Source organism: Mesorhizobium ciceri biovar biserrulae, from assembly GCF_001618845.1.
GTDB lineage: Bacteria > Pseudomonadota > Alphaproteobacteria > Rhizobiales > Rhizobiaceae > Mesorhizobium > Mesorhizobium ciceri.
Window position 1 is genome coordinate 3,921,205 of sequence record NZ_CP015064.1, and the last position, 14,770, is coordinate 3,935,974.

Below are 14,770 nucleotides of genomic sequence, written 5' to 3' on the forward strand. Positions count from 1 at the left end.
AAACAATGGAACTGCGCAAGAACTACTTCGCCGATGTCCGCAAGGATGATCTGCACGAGATCGGCCAGCCGCGGCCGCGCTCGGATTCACCCGGCCATGTCACCGGCAAGACCGCCTTTTTCGCCGACCGCAACTTTCCCGGCATGCTGCACCTGAAGATGGTGCGCAGCCCGCATCACCATGCCCGCATCCGCTCGATCGACACCTCCGAGGCGGAGAAACATCCAGGCGTGGTGAAAATTCTGACCGCCAAGGATGTGCCGCACAATGTCTACACCATCCTGATCCTGATCCAGATCGGGCCGGAGGACGAGACGGTGCTTGCCGACGGCAAGGTGCGCTGGAAGGGCGAGGCCGTGGTGGCGGTGCTGGCCGAAACCGAGCGCGCGGCACAAGAGGCCGCAGCCAAGGTCAAGGTCGACTATGAGGTGCTGCCGGCCGTCTTCGACATGGAAGAGGCGCTGAAACCCGACGCGCCGCTGGTCAACGAATATCACGGCCAGAATTATTACCTCTATGATAGCGGCGAGTGCCGCAAGGTGCGCTTCGGCGATGTCGAGGCGGGCTTCGCCGGCGCCGACCACATACTGGAGCAGAGCTACCAGTCTTCGCCGATCGAGCACGCGCCGACCGAGACCACCGGCTGCGTGGTGGCGCCCGAGGGCAATGACCGCTTCACCTGCTATACCAACACGCAGGCGATGTTCTTCACGCTCGACAACACCTCGATCATCCTGCAGATGCCGGGCAGCAAATTGCATTTCGTCGGCGGCACAGTCGGTGGCGGTTTTGGCGGCAAGGTCGACGTCATCGTCGAGCCGATCGCCATCCTCGGCGCAAAACTAACAGGACGACCAGTCTGTTTTATCTACAGCCGCGAGGAGGAGATGCAGATCTCGTCGCCGCGCGCCGCTGAAAAGGTCGTCATCAAGGACGGCGTCATGAAAGATGGCCGCATCGTCGCGCGCAAGGTCACCGGATACACCGATGCCGGCGCCTATTCGCGCCACTCGCCCTATGGCGCGCAGAAGGGCGCGGGGCATTATCCCGGCCCCTACACTATTCCGAACGTCTGGATCGACACCTACTGCGTCTACACCAACCGCACGCCGTCGTCGGCCATGCGCGGCTTCGGCGTCACCATCGGCGATTTCGCGCTGGAGGTGCAGATGGACAAGCTGGCGCGCCTGATCGGCATGGACCCGCTCGAATTCCGCTTCATCAACGCCTATCGCGATGGCGACATGAAGGCGCACCGCCAGCCGACAGAGGGCGCCGCGCTGATCGAATGCATGCAGGAAGCCTCGCGCGCCGCCAACTGGCCGGTGGCGGAAAAGTACCTGGCGATGTCCTCCTACGTGAAGGGAGCTTGAGATGGCGATCAGGCGCGGACGCGGCGTTGCCGCGATTAACTATCCCACCGGTATGAACCTCGGCGGCGACCCGACGCAGGCACTGGTGCACTCGACGCCGACAGGCAATTTCATGGTGACGCTGTCATCGGTCGATCTCGGGCAGGGCATGAAGCAGATCATGGCGCAGATCTGCGCCGAGACCATCGGCGTGCCGACAGACCGCGTCGTCGTCGACACCGCCGACACCGACACCGGCCCGCACTGCATGGGCACCTTCGCCTCGCGCGGCACGCACCGCGCCGGCAACGCCGTCATCCAGGCGGCAAGGGAAGCGCGGCAGGTGATGCTGGAAGTGGCCGCCGAGGAACTGGAGGTGAACGCCTCCGACCTCGAGACAGACGGCCAGGGCAACATCCTGGTCAAGGGCGCCCCGCAAAAATCGATCTCGATCTTCGATGTCGCGCTGTCGGCGCATTTCAAGCGCGGCCGCTCGATCTCGGGCCGCGGCATGTTCCTGATTCCGCGCTCCTATCCGGAGAAAGAAACCGGCGCGATGAAGCCGTCGACCTGCTACGCGCATGCCTGCACCGTGGCCGAGGTCGAGGTCGACGACGAGACCGGCGCGGTCACCGTGCTGACTGTGAAGAACGTCTTCGAGATCGGCCGCGCGCTGAACCCGAAAATGGTCGAACAGCAACTGGTCGGCGGTTCGTGGATGGGCATCAGCCATGCGCTCTACGAGACGACCGAGCCCTATTATCCCAACCGCGACCATGGCGGCACGGACTTCAACCAGTATCTGATGCCCGGCCCCGGCGACCTCGCCGAGACCGAGATCATCGTGCTGGAGCGTCCATCGGCAGACGGGCCATACGGCGCCAAGGGGCCGGGCGAAATGTGCGCCAACCCGCAGATCCCGGCGGTCGCCAATGCCGTCTTCGACGCTGTCGGCGTGCGCATCGACACGCTGCCGATCACGCCGGAGCGCATCCTGCGCGCGCTGAAGGCGCAAGCGGCGAACTGAGGGTGGAATGAACGGGACAAGCGCCGAGACTGTCGCAATCTCACCGGAGGCGGTGGCGCAGCATCTTGCCGCCTCGCGCTATCTGGCCGACGACAGTCTTGCGACCGCGATCTTCCTGGCGATCCGGCTGGGGAAGCCGCTGCTGCTCGAAGGCGCACCAGGCGTCGGCAAGACGGAAGCGGCCAAGGCGATCGCCGCGCTGCTCGGCCGCGATCTGGTGCGGCTGCAATGCTATGAAGGCATCGACGCTGCGCATGCGCTCTACGAATGGAATTATCAACGCCAGCTGCTCGCCATTCGCCACGCCGGCGAGCATGAGATCGACATCTACGAAGACCGTTTCCTGATCGCCCGGCCGCTGCTGCAGGTGCTGAAGGCGCCGGAGCAGCGGGTGCTGCTGGTCGACGAGATCGACCGCTCGGACCATGAATTCGAGGCGCTGCTTCTGGAATTCCTCTCCGATTTCCAGATCAGCATTCCCGAACGCGGCACAATCCGCGCCACGGCACAGCCGATCGTCATCCTGACCTCGAACCGCACCCGCGAGCTTGCCGAGGCGCTGCGCCGCCGCTGTGTCTACCACTGGATCGGCTATCCCGACGCCGAGCGCGAGGCCGCCATCATCATGCTGCGCGCCGGCAATGTGGCCGAGGTAACGGCGCGCGCGGTGGCGGCGGCCGTGCAGACCATCCGCGCCCGGCCGCTGGCCAAGCCGCCGGGTATTGCCGAGGCCGTCGAATGGGCCAATGCCGCGACCATCCTGGAGAAGGGCGGCAGCCCGTGGCCGGAAGCCTTCCGCCGCGCCATCGGCGTGCTGATCAAGGACGAGGAAGACCTTTCCTACATCGCACCGGAGCTTGGCCGGATCGTCGAGGAGGCACTGGCGTGACGCGGGAGGTCATTTCGCAAGGCTGGCGGGACAGCGCCCCCCTCTGCCCTGCCGGACATCTCCCCCTCAAGGGGGGAGATCGGATGTCATCCCCGCTTTCGCTAATCGCTGACGTCGCCGAACAGAGCGAAGCGCCGAAGCTGCCAATCTCCCCCCTTGAGGGGGAGATGTCCGGCAGGACAGAGGGGGGCGACACAGAATGATGCGGGAAACAAGCCTCCCCCGCGCCGCCTCCCCATTCCTGGGTTTTGCCAGGCTCTTGCGCCGCTACGGCTTTGCCATAGCCCCCGAGCAAGTCTCCTGTTTCATGCAGGCGGTGACGTTGCTCGGTCCACGCTCGATGGCCGACATCCGCGAGGCGGCCCTCGCCACCCTGGCGCCGCCGCCCGACCGCCGCGACGAATTCGAAGCGCATTTCCAGAGCCATTTCTATGGCAACACATCTGCCATAGTCGAAGGCGACGCCGACGAGGAAACCCGCATCAAGGATGATGGCGGTGCGAGCCAGGAAGAGATCGAGGTCATCAGCCATCAGGAAGGTGGCGAACTCTCTTCCGGAGCCGAACAACTGAGTACCCGCGATTTCAAGCGCGACGACGACAACCTTGCCGCTTTCCGCCGCAGGCTCGCTTCAGCCTTGCCCGTCCGCCGCTCGTTCCGCACCGTGCGCACGCATTCGCGCGGCAAGCTCGATCTGCGCCGGTCGCTGCGGGAAATCGTCAGCGCCGATGGCGACGTACCCTCGCCGCTGCTGCGCCGCCGCCAGACCGTGCCGCGCAAGCTGCTGCTCCTGATCGACGTTTCCGGCTCGATGAAGCTGCACACCGCGGACTATCTGAAGCTGGCGCATGCCGCCGTGCAAGGCGCGGACCGCGCCGAAATCTTCACCTTCGGCACGCGGCTGACCCGCATCACCGCGGCATTGCGCATCCGCGACCGCGACCAGGCATTGGCCCGCGCCGCAGCCCAGGTCGACGATTGGGACGGCGGCACCCGCATGGGCCCGACGCTGCTCGCTTTCCTCTCGGTGCCGCGCTTCTCGTCGTTTGCACGCGGTGCCGCAATCGTCATCCTGTCCGACGCGCTGGAGCGGGGCGACCATGCCGAGTTGGAGACAGCCATGCGGCGGCTGAGCGCCCGCGCCTTCCGGCTGTCGCTGGCCACACCTTTGGCCGGCGACCCGCGCTTCCGGCCGGCAACGGCGGCACTTCGCGCCATCCTGCCTGACCTCGACGATCTCGTCGACGGCTCGTCGCTTGCCGGTCTCACCGATTTCATCCTGTCGCTCGCCCGCCCTGCTCCGGCGGCGGCGACAATCTGGAAGAGGGTTTCATGATGCAGAAAACCATCGACGCACATTTTCACATCTGGCGCCAACAGGACCAGCCATGGCTGGTCGGACCGATGGTGCCGCGCATCTTCGGCCCCTACGAACCGATCCGGCGCGACTATCCGATCGAGGAATTTCTCGAAGACCAGAGGGATTCAGGCGTCGAGAAGGCCGTCTACGTCCAGACCAACTGGGCCAAGGAGGATTTCGAGAAGGAAGTCGCTTTCCTGCAGAAGACGTCCGACGAAACCGGCTGGCCGCATGCCATCGTCGGCTACACCGACATGACCGTCGACGATATCAGGCCTCAGATCGATCGCTTGATGAAATACAAGCTGCTGCGCGGCCTGCGCATGCAGTTGCACTGGCACGAGACCCCGGCCTTCCGCTTCGCCGCCTCCGCCGATCAGGTGATCGACCCGAAAGTGCGCGCCAATGTGGCGCGGCTCAAGGATTATGGCCTGTCCTTCGACCTGCAGCTCTTCCCCGCCCAGATGAAGGACGGCCTGACGCTGGTCGGCGAGAACCCCGAAACGAATTTCATCCTCACCCATGCAGGCATGCTGACCGGCATGGAACCGGAAACCACCGAGGCCTGGAAGGCAGGCCTGCAAACGCTGTCGGCGGCGCCCAATCTTTACGCCAAGCTGTCGGGCCTCGGCACTTTCGTCCACCGCAACGATCCCCTGCTGATCGCCTATGTCGTAGACAACGCGATCGATATCCTGGGCGCCGACCATCTGATGTTCGGCTCGAACTTCCCGATCGAGAAGCTGTGGACCAGCCACGCTGAGCTGATCAAGGCGCACCGCGACGCGGTGGCCAAGCATGGTGCGGCAGCGGAGGCGGATATCTTCTGGAACACGGCGGAGAAGGTTTACCGGCCGGTGTGACGCCTCACTTCACCTCGAACTGCGGATCGACTGGAATCTGCATCGCCGTCACCAGATGGTTGGTCTGGCCGGCGAGCCCGATGATCGACACCAGTTCGCCATGCTGCGCATCGGTCATGCCCTTGGCGCGGGCTGCAGCCGTGTGCGAGTGGACGCAGTAGGAGCAGCCATTGGCGGTCGACACCGCGATGTAAATCATCTCCTTGGTCAGCGGATCGATGGCGCTGTCGGCGACCATCACCACCTTCAACTGTTCCCAGATCCGCTTCAGCGCCGGAGGATCATTGGCCAGCCCGCGCCAGAAATTGTTGACGAAATCAGATTTGCGCGTCGCGCGGATGTCGTCGAACACGGCTTTCACGGCGGGAATCTTTTCGACCTCGGCATCGCTGAGGAGTTTTGTGGTGGCCATGGGGTTTTTCCTTCGTTGGATCGTTGCGTGAATTGAATCAGGTCTTGAGCAATTGCGGCCAATCCACTCGTCCGATTCACTTTTCCAGCGCCGGCGTCTAGATTCAGGTCAGGCCGAGTCGAAAATGGTGAGTTCCGAGAACCGGAGCGGAGCGTACTTTTCGTACGTGAGCACCGAAGCGCAGGAAACCGCCATTTGCAGGCCGGCCTCACCTGAATCTAATGCACGGCCGCGTACATGATCTTCTCCTCCGTGGCCTCCGCCGGCGAAAACTCCTCGACGATGCGGCCCTGGCGGCAGACCAGGATGCGGTCGGACAGGTTCATGATCTCCGGCAGGTAGGACGAGATGACGACGACGGCCAGCCCCTCATCGGCCAGCCGGTTGATGATCTGGTGGATCTCGGCGATCGCGCCGACATCGACGCCACGTGTCGGCTCGTCGAAGATGACGATGCGCGGCTTCTGCACCAGCCCCTTGCCGATCACCACCTTCTGCTGGTTGCCGCCTGACAGCTCGACGACGCGCGCATTGTCGTTGATTGCCTTGATGTTCAGCGTCTTCGTCCATTCGGCCGAGAGCGCGCGCATCTCCTGCGTGTTGATCACCCAGGCCTTTTCGCGGCCCGCCGCCAGCAGTCCGCCGAACAGGTTTTCGGCAATGCCCATCGTCTCGAAGATGCCTTCGCTCTTGCGGTCCTCGGTGACATAGACGATGCCGTCGGCCACCGCTTCGCTCGGCACGAGATAGCGCACCGATCTGTCATCGAGTTCAATCGCGCCGCCGCGCAGGAAATCCCGCTTGTAGATGCCTGAGACGATCTTGAATGTCTCGGTGCGGCCGGAGCCGATCAGCCCGAACACGCCGGTGATCTGGCCCTCGAAGATCGAAAAAGAGGTGTTGCGCACGACATTGCTCATCGAAATGTCCTGCACCGACAGCACTTTCTTGCCCGCCTTGCGCAGCTTCGCTTCGTCGCGCTGGCGGTAGATCTGTCCCGATAGCGTGCGCCCGACCATGGCGGAAACGATCCTGTCGCGGTCGAAGGCGGATGTGTCGTCGGTAATGACCAGCTCGCCGTCGCGCAGGATGGTGATGCGGTCGGCGATATCGAGCGCCTCTTCCAGCGCATGGCTGATGAAGACGATCGAGACGCCGCCCGCCTTCAGCCGGCGGATCAGCGCGAAGAAGTGCCGCTTCTCCTCCGGCGTCAGCGTCGCCGTCGGCTCGTCGAAGATGATGATCTCGGCATTGTGGTGGACGGCGCGCGCGATCTCGACCATCTGCCGCTTGGCCGCACCCAGCGTTGCCACCATGGCGTTGGGGTCGACCGGGAAGTTCAGCGACTGCAGGAACTGCTGCGCTGAAATGTAGGTGCCGCGCAGCCGGTTGAGGAACTTTTCGGTGCCGAGATAAAGGTTCTGCGCCACCGTCATCGACGGCACCAGGCTGGTCTCCTGGAACACCATCGCGATGCCGGCTTCAAGCGCTGCGTGCGGCGAGGCGTAGGCGATTTCCTGGCCCTTGTGGAACATCTTGCCCGAAGTGGCATCGACCACACCGGCGATGATCTTGGTCAGCGTCGATTTTCCCGCGCCGTTCTCGCCGAGCAGCGCATGGATCTCGCCCTTGCGCAGTTCGAAGCTGACGTTCTTCACCGCGGGCACGCCGCGATAATTCTTGGTGACGTTTTCCAGCCGAACGATCGGTTCCATCAGAAACCTCCAGAAGCGAGGTCGATCGCCAGCACGCAGTCACCGCCTCTGGAGGCGACAAACAGCCGGCCGTCCTTTTCCGCAACGCTGCAGATGCCATGACGCGTGCCGTTGGCGCGGCTGTGCAGGCTGAACAGCGGCTGCATCTTCTGGTCGAGCCTGACCACCAGCCCATAGGAGCGGCTCGGCGACCACGGCTTGTGGATGCCCATGGTGCGGATGCCGCCGCATTGCAGCGGCTCGAGGAAGCTGCGGCTGGACGCCAGTGCCGGCGCGATCCAGTAGGCCGGCGGCACTTGGCTCAGCATGTCCTGCCGGTAATGCGTTTCCTGCAGCACGAATTCGATCAGCCGGTTGCGCGGCGCAAACAAGGTCAGCCAGGCCCCACCATCGGCGGACGGCGACAGCCTCGCGGGATAGCCTGGCAGATGCGTCAGAACCGTCGAACGGCTGCCCGTCGCGCCGCCGAAACGCACCAACTGATGGCGCCAGCTTTCACTGACAAGCACATCCTTGCCGACAGGATGCAGCCCGTAGGGAAAGGCAATGTCGCCGGCGAGCTTGCGAAAATCACCGCCTGCCGCGTCTCGCTTCCAGAGCGAACCGGACGCGCCCTTCTTCATCAGATCGGCGGCCCATTGCGATGGCACATGCTCGGCCGAGCCGTTGGCCAGCCACAGCGTGCCGTCATCCGCATAGGCTAGTGCGGTGATGCAGCTGATCCCGGCCGGCAGCGAAACCTCCACGCCTGACATCAGCAACTTGCCGCTTTCCAGCCCGACCGTCAGTTCGCCCAATGGCGACAGCGCCAGCGCGGTGACGGCAGACGGAAAGGTCTCGACCACGACAGGTTGCGCTCCAGCAGCAATCGAATGGATGGCGTTGCCGCTGGAGACCAGCAGCCTGTCACCGGTAACCAGCAGATTATCCGGTTCCGTCAGCTCGGCAAAAGCCGGCGCATCATCCAGCCGCGTATTGGGGCGAAAAGCGCCGTCGAGCGGCGGGATGGTCACCGCCTTACCGCGGAACAGGTCGAGCACCGGGTCGAGGATCATGGCTTTGCTCCCCAATAGGAAGCGGGGCTGGTCCAGTTCGGGTCGGCGCCTGCAATCTTGTAGCGGCCGATACGGTTGTTGAGGATGCCGCCGACGAACAGATACCCCTTGTGCTCGCGCATTGAGGTGACCATCGGGTGCGCGCCGCCGGTGAGGTCGCCCATCGCCTCGACGATGCCGCCCCTGTCATTGAATTTCACCACGCCGCCGGTGTTGATGTTGGGAAACAGCCATTCGTCCTGCGGTAGCCGGCGCGTCATGCGCTTGCGCATGTCGGGATGGCGCAGCGACAGGTCGAAGCTCGGCGTGCGCATGCCAAGCCACGCCATCCAGTAATTGCCGTCGGAAGCGCGGTTGATGTTGTCGGGATAGCCCGGCATGTCGCGGATGACGCATTCGGCGGTGCCGGCCTTCGGCCCCTCCAGCCAGTAGCGGTGCACGCGGCAGGCCCAGCTTTCGGCGAAGAACAGCGACTTGCCGTCATGCGCCATGCACACACCGTTGGTGTAGCGATAGCCGTCGAGCAGCGTCTTCGTCGAACCGTCCTTCGGGTCGTAGACCAGCAGCCGGCCGGTGGCACGGTTCTCGATCGAATCCAGCGCCCAATCGTGGGCGTCATATCGCTTAGTTGAATCTGTGAAATAGATGCGGCCGTCCGGTGCGATATCGCAGTCGTTGGGGTCACGCAGCCGTGCATCGTCGACGATCGAGGTCCACGAGCGCGACGTCTCCGCCGAGAGGCGTTTGACCTCCCGATCCGGCGAGACCGAATAGAGACCCATCGCGCCGACGCAGCTGATCAGATTGCCTGATTTGTCGAAGGCCAGCCCCAGCGGGAAACCGCCGATGTGGGCAAACACCTCCGACCTGACATAGTCCGGCGCGAAGAAGCGGACGATCTCGCCATGGCGCGTGCCGCAATAGAGATTGTCGTCGCGGTCGAGGATGACGTCTTCCGGCCCCTCCAGCTCGCCAAGCCCGATATGCTCTGCGGCCGACAGCCTGTTGTCGAGTTCGTATGGCGTGCCCGAGCCGGGTGCGGCCGACTGTGTCTCGCCCATCTTGAGATAGACCGGCGCGACATAGACCTCATTCAGCACCTTGTGCCGGTTCTTCAGCCAGCGGATGTCGATAGTCACCGCCACCGCCAACATGATGCCGAGCACCATCTGGTTGGTGCCGGTGCCGTAGCCCAAGCGGATCAGACCGTTGGTCATGGTCAGCACGATGATTGCGCCCATCAGCCCCTTGATCACCGAGCCGCGCCCGCCGCCGAGGCTGACGCCGCCGACCACCGCCGCCGTCAGCGCCATGATCTCGAGGTTGAGGCCGGTTCCCGGCCCTGCCCCGCTCAGCCGGCAAGCAATGAGGAAGCCGCCGATCGAGGCGCAGAAGCCGGAAAAGACATAGGTCATGAACACGGTGCGGCGCACGCGGATGCCGGCATTGTGCGCCGAGCGCCTGGAGCCGCCGACCGCCAGCACGTGCCAGCCCGGCCGCGAACGCGTCAGCGCGATATGGGTGACGATGGCCAGGATGATCGCCAGCCACACCGAGACGGACAGCCCCCAGAAGGTGCTGTCGCCGATGAAGTCGAGCACATCCGATGTCGCGGTCGAGAGCTGCACATCGGCGGCATAGGTGGTGACCAGGATGTCGAACAGCGCCCGGCCGAAGATGAAGGTCACCAGCGTGGTGAGAAAGGCGCGCAGCCTGAGATAGCCGACAAGGTAGCCGTTGATGGCGCCGAAGATGAGGCCGGTGGCGAGCGATGCGGCCAGCGCCAGCCAGATCGACTGTTCGAGGATGAAGAAGACATAGACGGCGGAAAAGCACGACAGCGCGAAGATCGAGCCGACCGACAGATCGATGCCGCCACCCAGCATCACCACCGTCATGCCGGTGACGACCATCGAGAACTCGCCGAGCTGGCGGGTCGATTCCTGCAAAGCGGTCAGCTTGAAGAAGCCGGGAATGACCGAGCCGAAGGTCGCCAATGTCGCCACCAGCGCCAGGAACGGAATGGCGTTGTCGGTCCAGCGTTTGGTCAGTATCTCGCCGACGACATGGTCGGGCACGAGATTGTAGCGCCAGGACTGGAGGCGTTCGCGAAAGGACATCGGCTGCTGCTATTCCATGAGGGGACGAGGTGACCGGATCCTTCCGGTCACCTCGCTTGTACTTCAGTCGAAAAGGTGCGGCTTACTTTGCCGCCGCCGCTTGTGCCTGCAGCGCCTTCAGGTCCCAGCAGCTGTCGGGCTTGAGGTCGGCCTTGGTCGTCGCCTTCTCCAGCGTGTAGATGTAGGTGTGCGAGGTGCCGGCCGGCTGGCCGCTCTGCAGCAGGAACTTGATGATGGCGTTCATGTCGCCCGACTGGCGAGCAAGATCGGTCATCACCACAGCGCCATAGGTGCCGTCGACCAGCTTGTCGCAATCGGCCGCCTTCTCGCCGCCGCCAGTGGTGACCAGGAACACCTTGCCGTCGAGTTTGGCATCGCGGATCGCGGCGGACGCGCCGGTGGCGTCGCCATCCCAGAAATCGATGATCGAGCAGATATCCGGGTTCTGCTGCAGCATCGTCGTCGTCACGTTGCGCGAGGTCGTCGCATCCCAGTTGGAATCGGGCTTGGCCACCACCTTGAAGTCGGGATTCTTGTCCAGCACCTTCATGATGCCGGCATACTGATAGAGGCTGGAGGAGTTCGCCTGGTCACCCTGCACCAGGCCGATCTTCTTCGACGAGTTCGGGCCGCAGCCCTTGATCGCCGCTTCGGCCTCGAGCTGGCCAAGCCGGTCCCAGTCACTGCCGATAAAGGCGTCGGCCGGGAAGTTGGCGGGATTGTCGACCAGGATGACATAGGTGCCGGCGGCCTGCGCCTTCTTCATCAGCTTGGAATAGGAGTTGAGGTCCGGCGCGTGGATGATCAGCACATCCGGCCTGGTGTCCGAGGAGATGGCGTCCGTGATCGCCTGCGCGCCGGCATCGACGACCCAGTTCGGGTCGCGCGTCTCGAACACGCCGCCCCAGGCCTCGACTTCGGTCTTCAGATAGTGCGCCCAGCCCTGCGCCAGGTCGAAGCCCATTGCCAGAGGCACCAGCATGACGCGCTTGCCCTTGAGCGCCTGCGCGTACGCAGCCGGGCCCGGATCGTCGGCGGCGAAGGTTGGCGCCACGAAGGCGGTGACAACGAGCGCCGTGGCGGCGGCCATGAGTGTCTTGATCAGTTTCATGTCGGATCCTTTTGCTTTGGTCGTTGTTATCAGCGGCCGGCCCCAACCGTCCGCCGCAGTTCAGGTCTAGATGTCGCCCTGCTGGGCGGTCTGCTCGTCACGTGGATTGATGATGCCGTCGACGATGATGGCGCCGAGCAGGATCGCTGCCTTGATCAGGTTCTGGTAGAGCAGCGGAATGTCGATGATGGTCATGGCGTTGAGCAGGATGCCGATCAGTGCCGCACCGACCAGCACGTTGCGCACCCCGCCGCGCCCGCCGGACAGGCCGATGCCGCCGATAACCGCCACCAGCACGATATCGTAGAGCAGCGTCGAATTGACGACGCGGGTATTGATCGAATGCAGGCTGGCCGCCGTCAGCAGGCCGGCGACCAGTGCGACGAAGGCGGAAAGCACATAGCGCAGCACCAGCATCGGCCGCACCGGCATGCCGATGTTGCGGGCGGCCACCGGATTGTCGCCGGCGAAATAGATATAGCGGCCCCATTTGGTGTAGCGCAGGAACAGGAAGAACAGGAAGGCCAGCCCTGCGAAGACGAAAACCTCGATGGGAATGTCGAGGAAGCGCAGGCCACCGAGCAACTCGACCCAATGGCCCTGCGGCACCGGCACGGCATCCTGCGTGATCAGTTGCGAGCGTACATAGCCGAAGACGAAGGAGCCTGTCGCCAGCGTCACGAAGATCGCCGGCACGTCGGCATAGGCGACGAGAAAACCATTGAGCAGGCCGATGGCCAGCACACCGGCCAGCACATAGGCGAAGGCAAGCCCGTCCGGCGTCCCCGAATTCAGCAGTTGCAGGTACCAGGCGACCGACATCGCCATGATCGCGACGGCAGAGAGGTCGATGCCGCGGCCGATGATGACCACGGCCATGCCGAGCGCAAGGATGCCCAGCACCGACACGGAGCGGACGATGGCGACGAGATTGTTGGGGTCGATGAAGCCTGGCAGGCCTATAGCCGCTGCAACGAACAGCACCACGGCGATGGCAAAGACAATGCCTTCCTGGTTCAGGCTCCTGAAATTTGGCCAGCCGATGGTGTTCATGTCTGCGTTTGCCCCGATGGCAGCGCTGCCATCCCTGGGAAAGAACGCTAATCGGCCCAACGCCGGTTCGTCAAATGAATCCGCGCCCGGAACCCAGGCTGGCTGCGATATTTATCGAGTGGACGCATCGATTGCCGAAGCTGGCGCAATGCGCGGAAAACTCTGCGCTTTTGGCAATTGGTTGCGCCATTGCGGCCGCACGCGAAAGCGCTGCACCAAGGCAAAGGGACAGGACGGAATTTATCTCCGCATCAGGCGGAAAAATCGATCTGAATTTCCCGGCGAGTGCCCGGAAACCTCCGCGCCCGCACCTGGCGGGAGCACGAGAAAACGCAACGCCGCCACCAGCCCGATTGCGCCGATCGCCAGAAAGGCTACTCGAAAATCCACAAGATCGAGAGCGGGGCGATCCCTGACGATCTGCGACAGATTAAGGATCGCCGCCGCCACCGCGACGCCAAACAGCATCGCCACCTGCTGCAGCATCGAGGACAGCGTCGCCGCGGAGCTTCGTTGCGACGCATCGATGTCGGCGAAGGCCAGCGTGTTAAGGGCGGTGAACTGCATCGAGCGCGACAGGCCGGCAATCAGCATCAGCGCCACCACCAGCGCTTGCGGCGTCTGCGGCGAGATCGCTCCGCAAGCCATGATCGAGGCCGAGGCGATGATGCCGTTGACGACCATCACCGAGCGGAAACCGAAACGGCGCAGCGTCGGCGTGGTCACCGTCTTCATGCCGAGATTGCCAAGGAAATAGGCCAGGATCATCAAGCCGGCATCGACAGGCGAAAGGCCGAAGCCAACCTGGAACAGCAGCGGCAGCAGGAACGGCGTGGCGTTGATCGCCACCCGGAAAATGGTGCCGGCGGCAAGCGTCGAGATGGCGAAGGTCAGCACCTTGAACGAGGAGAGATCGAGCAGCGGATGCGGCGCGCGCCTGAGATGGCGCACCGCCAGCCAGCCGAGGACGATGCCGGCTACGATCAGCAGCGCTGTCGGCAGCACGCCGTCCTCGGGATGCGCGATACGCTCGAGACCGTAGAGCAGCAAGGCAAGTCCCGCCGATGTCAGGAAAAAACCGGGCCAGTCGAGCGGCTTGGGGTCGGCCTCGCGGTCGCCTGGGATGAAACGGGCGACCAGCGCCAGCCCGACCGCGCCGAGCGGGATGTTGATGAAGAAATTCCAGTGCCAGGACAGATAGGTGGTGATGAAGCCGCCGAGCACCGGCCCGACCACCGGCGCAAACAGTGCTGGCCAGGTGATCAGCGCCGTGGCGTTGAGCAGTTCGGATTTCGGCGCATTGCGCAGGACGAGAATGCGCCCAACCGGCGTCATCAGCGCGCTGCCGAGCCCTTGCACGACACGTGCGGCGACGAACTGGGTCAGGGTTTGCGAGAGGCCGCAGGCGAGCGAAGCCAGGGTGAACAGGACGATCGCCAGCAGGAAGATGTTGCGCGCCCCGAACCGGTCGGCGAGCCAGCCCGACAGCGGCACGAACACCGCCATGGTCAGCATGTAGACGGTGATGCCGATGCTCATCGCCACCGGCGACACGCCGAAGGAGGCGCCCATCTGCGGCAGCGATGTCGAGATGATCGTCGAATCCAGCAACTGCATGAAAAAGGCGATGGCGACGATCAACGCCACGCGCCGCGCATGGGTGGCCGTTTCGGACAAGGTTGCGATCTCGGGAATGGCAGTCATGACGGAACCGGTTTGAACAGCATCTCCCCGGCGGCGTCCAGAGACGTCGCAACAAACTTTCGTGTGCCGCCATGGCCTGCTATGGAATGGATGGGGCCGTCGAGGAGAG

The 14,770-nt window shown here is 63.8% G+C and carries 12 protein-coding genes; 5 read left to right on the top strand and 7 right to left on the bottom strand.

What is annotated here, in order from left to right; genetic code table 11:
* The first annotated feature begins 5 nt into the window (after positions 1–5).
* From A4R29_RS35370 to A4R29_RS18335, 5 genes are all read left to right on the top strand, one after another.
* On the top strand, positions 6–1,373 hold the full coding sequence (locus A4R29_RS35370; RefSeq protein ID WP_027160700.1) for a xanthine dehydrogenase family protein molybdopterin-binding subunit: 1,368 nt from the start codon (positions 6–8) through the stop codon (positions 1,371–1,373).
* A gap of 1 nt (position 1,374) precedes the next feature.
* Complete coding sequence (locus A4R29_RS35375) at positions 1,375–2,379, top strand: xanthine dehydrogenase family protein molybdopterin-binding subunit (RefSeq protein WP_063168525.1); 1,005 nt, start codon at positions 1,375–1,377, stop codon at positions 2,377–2,379.
* 7 nt (positions 2,380–2,386) lie between these two features.
* Positions 2,387–3,268, top strand: a complete 882-nt coding sequence (locus tag A4R29_RS18325; protein WP_063172537.1) for an AAA family ATPase — start codon at positions 2,387–2,389, stop codon at positions 3,266–3,268.
* A gap of 199 nt (positions 3,269–3,467) precedes the next feature.
* The gene (locus tag A4R29_RS18330; protein WP_063172538.1) at positions 3,468–4,604 is read left to right on the top strand and encodes a vWA domain-containing protein; all 1,137 of its coding nucleotides are present in this window, start codon (positions 3,468–3,470) and stop codon (positions 4,602–4,604) included.
* Positions 4,604–5,491 (top strand): amidohydrolase family protein, encoded by an 888-nt coding sequence (locus A4R29_RS18335; RefSeq protein WP_063173724.1) that lies wholly within the window; start codon positions 4,604–4,606, stop codon positions 5,489–5,491. The genes A4R29_RS18330 and A4R29_RS18335 overlap by 1 nt, the downstream gene beginning before the upstream one ends.
* Positions 5,492–5,495: 4 nt before the next feature.
* On the opposite strand, the gene A4R29_RS18340 is transcribed toward A4R29_RS18335, so the two are convergent.
* From A4R29_RS18340 to A4R29_RS18370, 7 genes are all read right to left on the bottom strand, one after another.
* Positions 5,496–5,903, bottom strand: a complete 408-nt coding sequence (locus tag A4R29_RS18340; RefSeq protein ID WP_063172539.1) for a carboxymuconolactone decarboxylase family protein — start codon at positions 5,901–5,903, stop codon at positions 5,496–5,498.
* 218 nt (positions 5,904–6,121) lie between these two features.
* Positions 6,122–7,618 (bottom strand): sugar ABC transporter ATP-binding protein, encoded by a 1,497-nt coding sequence (locus A4R29_RS18345; RefSeq protein ID WP_063172540.1) that lies wholly within the window; start codon positions 7,616–7,618, stop codon positions 6,122–6,124.
* The gene (locus A4R29_RS18350; RefSeq protein WP_063172541.1) at positions 7,618–8,673 is read right to left on the bottom strand and encodes an SMP-30/gluconolactonase/LRE family protein; all 1,056 of its coding nucleotides are present in this window, start codon (positions 8,671–8,673) and stop codon (positions 7,618–7,620) included. Before A4R29_RS18350 ends, A4R29_RS18345 begins: the two co-directional genes overlap by 1 nt.
* Positions 8,670–10,793, bottom strand: coding sequence for an ABC transporter permease (locus A4R29_RS18355; protein ID WP_024501552.1), 2,124 nt, complete (start codon positions 10,791–10,793; stop codon positions 8,670–8,672). Before A4R29_RS18355 ends, A4R29_RS18350 begins: the two co-directional genes overlap by 4 nt.
* A gap of 82 nt (positions 10,794–10,875) precedes the next feature.
* On the bottom strand, positions 10,876–11,904 hold the full coding sequence (locus A4R29_RS18360; protein WP_063172542.1) for a sugar ABC transporter substrate-binding protein: 1,029 nt from the start codon (positions 11,902–11,904) through the stop codon (positions 10,876–10,878).
* Positions 11,905–11,970: 66 nt separating this feature from the next.
* The gene (locus tag A4R29_RS18365; RefSeq protein WP_013530837.1) at positions 11,971–12,957 is read right to left on the bottom strand and encodes an ABC transporter permease; all 987 of its coding nucleotides are present in this window, start codon (positions 12,955–12,957) and stop codon (positions 11,971–11,973) included.
* 240 nt (positions 12,958–13,197) lie between these two features.
* Positions 13,198–14,661 carry a DHA2 family efflux MFS transporter permease subunit gene (locus tag A4R29_RS18370; protein WP_063172543.1) on the bottom strand — a complete coding sequence of 488 codons (1,464 nt, stop codon included), beginning with the start codon at positions 14,659–14,661 and terminating at the stop codon, positions 13,198–13,200.
* Positions 14,662–14,770 lie beyond the last annotated feature (109 nt).

Bases quoted from the DNA above. Each gene is read 5' to 3' on its own strand.
- A4R29_RS35370 (WP_027160700.1), top strand. From the start codon at position 6: ATGGAACTGCGCAAGAACTACTTCGCCGATGTCCGCAAGGATGATCTG.
- A4R29_RS35375 (WP_063168525.1), top strand. From the start codon at position 1,375: ATGGCGATCAGGCGCGGACGCGGCGTTGCCGCGATTAACTATCCCACC.
- A4R29_RS18325 (WP_063172537.1), top strand. From the start codon at position 2,387: ATGAACGGGACAAGCGCCGAGACTGTCGCAATCTCACCGGAGGCGGTG.
- A4R29_RS18330 (WP_063172538.1), top strand. From the start codon at position 3,468: ATGATGCGGGAAACAAGCCTCCCCCGCGCCGCCTCCCCATTCCTGGGT.
- A4R29_RS18335 (WP_063173724.1), top strand. From the start codon at position 4,604: ATGCAGAAAACCATCGACGCACATTTTCACATCTGGCGCCAACAGGAC.
- A4R29_RS18340 (WP_063172539.1), bottom strand. From the start codon at position 5,903: ATGGCCACCACAAAACTCCTCAGCGATGCCGAGGTCGAAAAGATTCCC.
- A4R29_RS18345 (WP_063172540.1), bottom strand. From the start codon at position 7,618: ATGGAACCGATCGTTCGGCTGGAAAACGTCACCAAGAATTATCGCGGC.
- A4R29_RS18350 (WP_063172541.1), bottom strand. From the start codon at position 8,673: ATGATCCTCGACCCGGTGCTCGACCTGTTCCGCGGTAAGGCGGTGACC.
- A4R29_RS18355 (WP_024501552.1), bottom strand. From the start codon at position 10,793: ATGTCCTTTCGCGAACGCCTCCAGTCCTGGCGCTACAATCTCGTGCCC.
- A4R29_RS18360 (WP_063172542.1), bottom strand. From the start codon at position 11,904: ATGAAACTGATCAAGACACTCATGGCCGCCGCCACGGCGCTCGTTGTC.
- A4R29_RS18365 (WP_013530837.1), bottom strand. From the start codon at position 12,957: ATGAACACCATCGGCTGGCCAAATTTCAGGAGCCTGAACCAGGAAGGC.
- A4R29_RS18370 (WP_063172543.1), bottom strand. From the start codon at position 14,661: ATGACTGCCATTCCCGAGATCGCAACCTTGTCCGAAACGGCCACCCAT.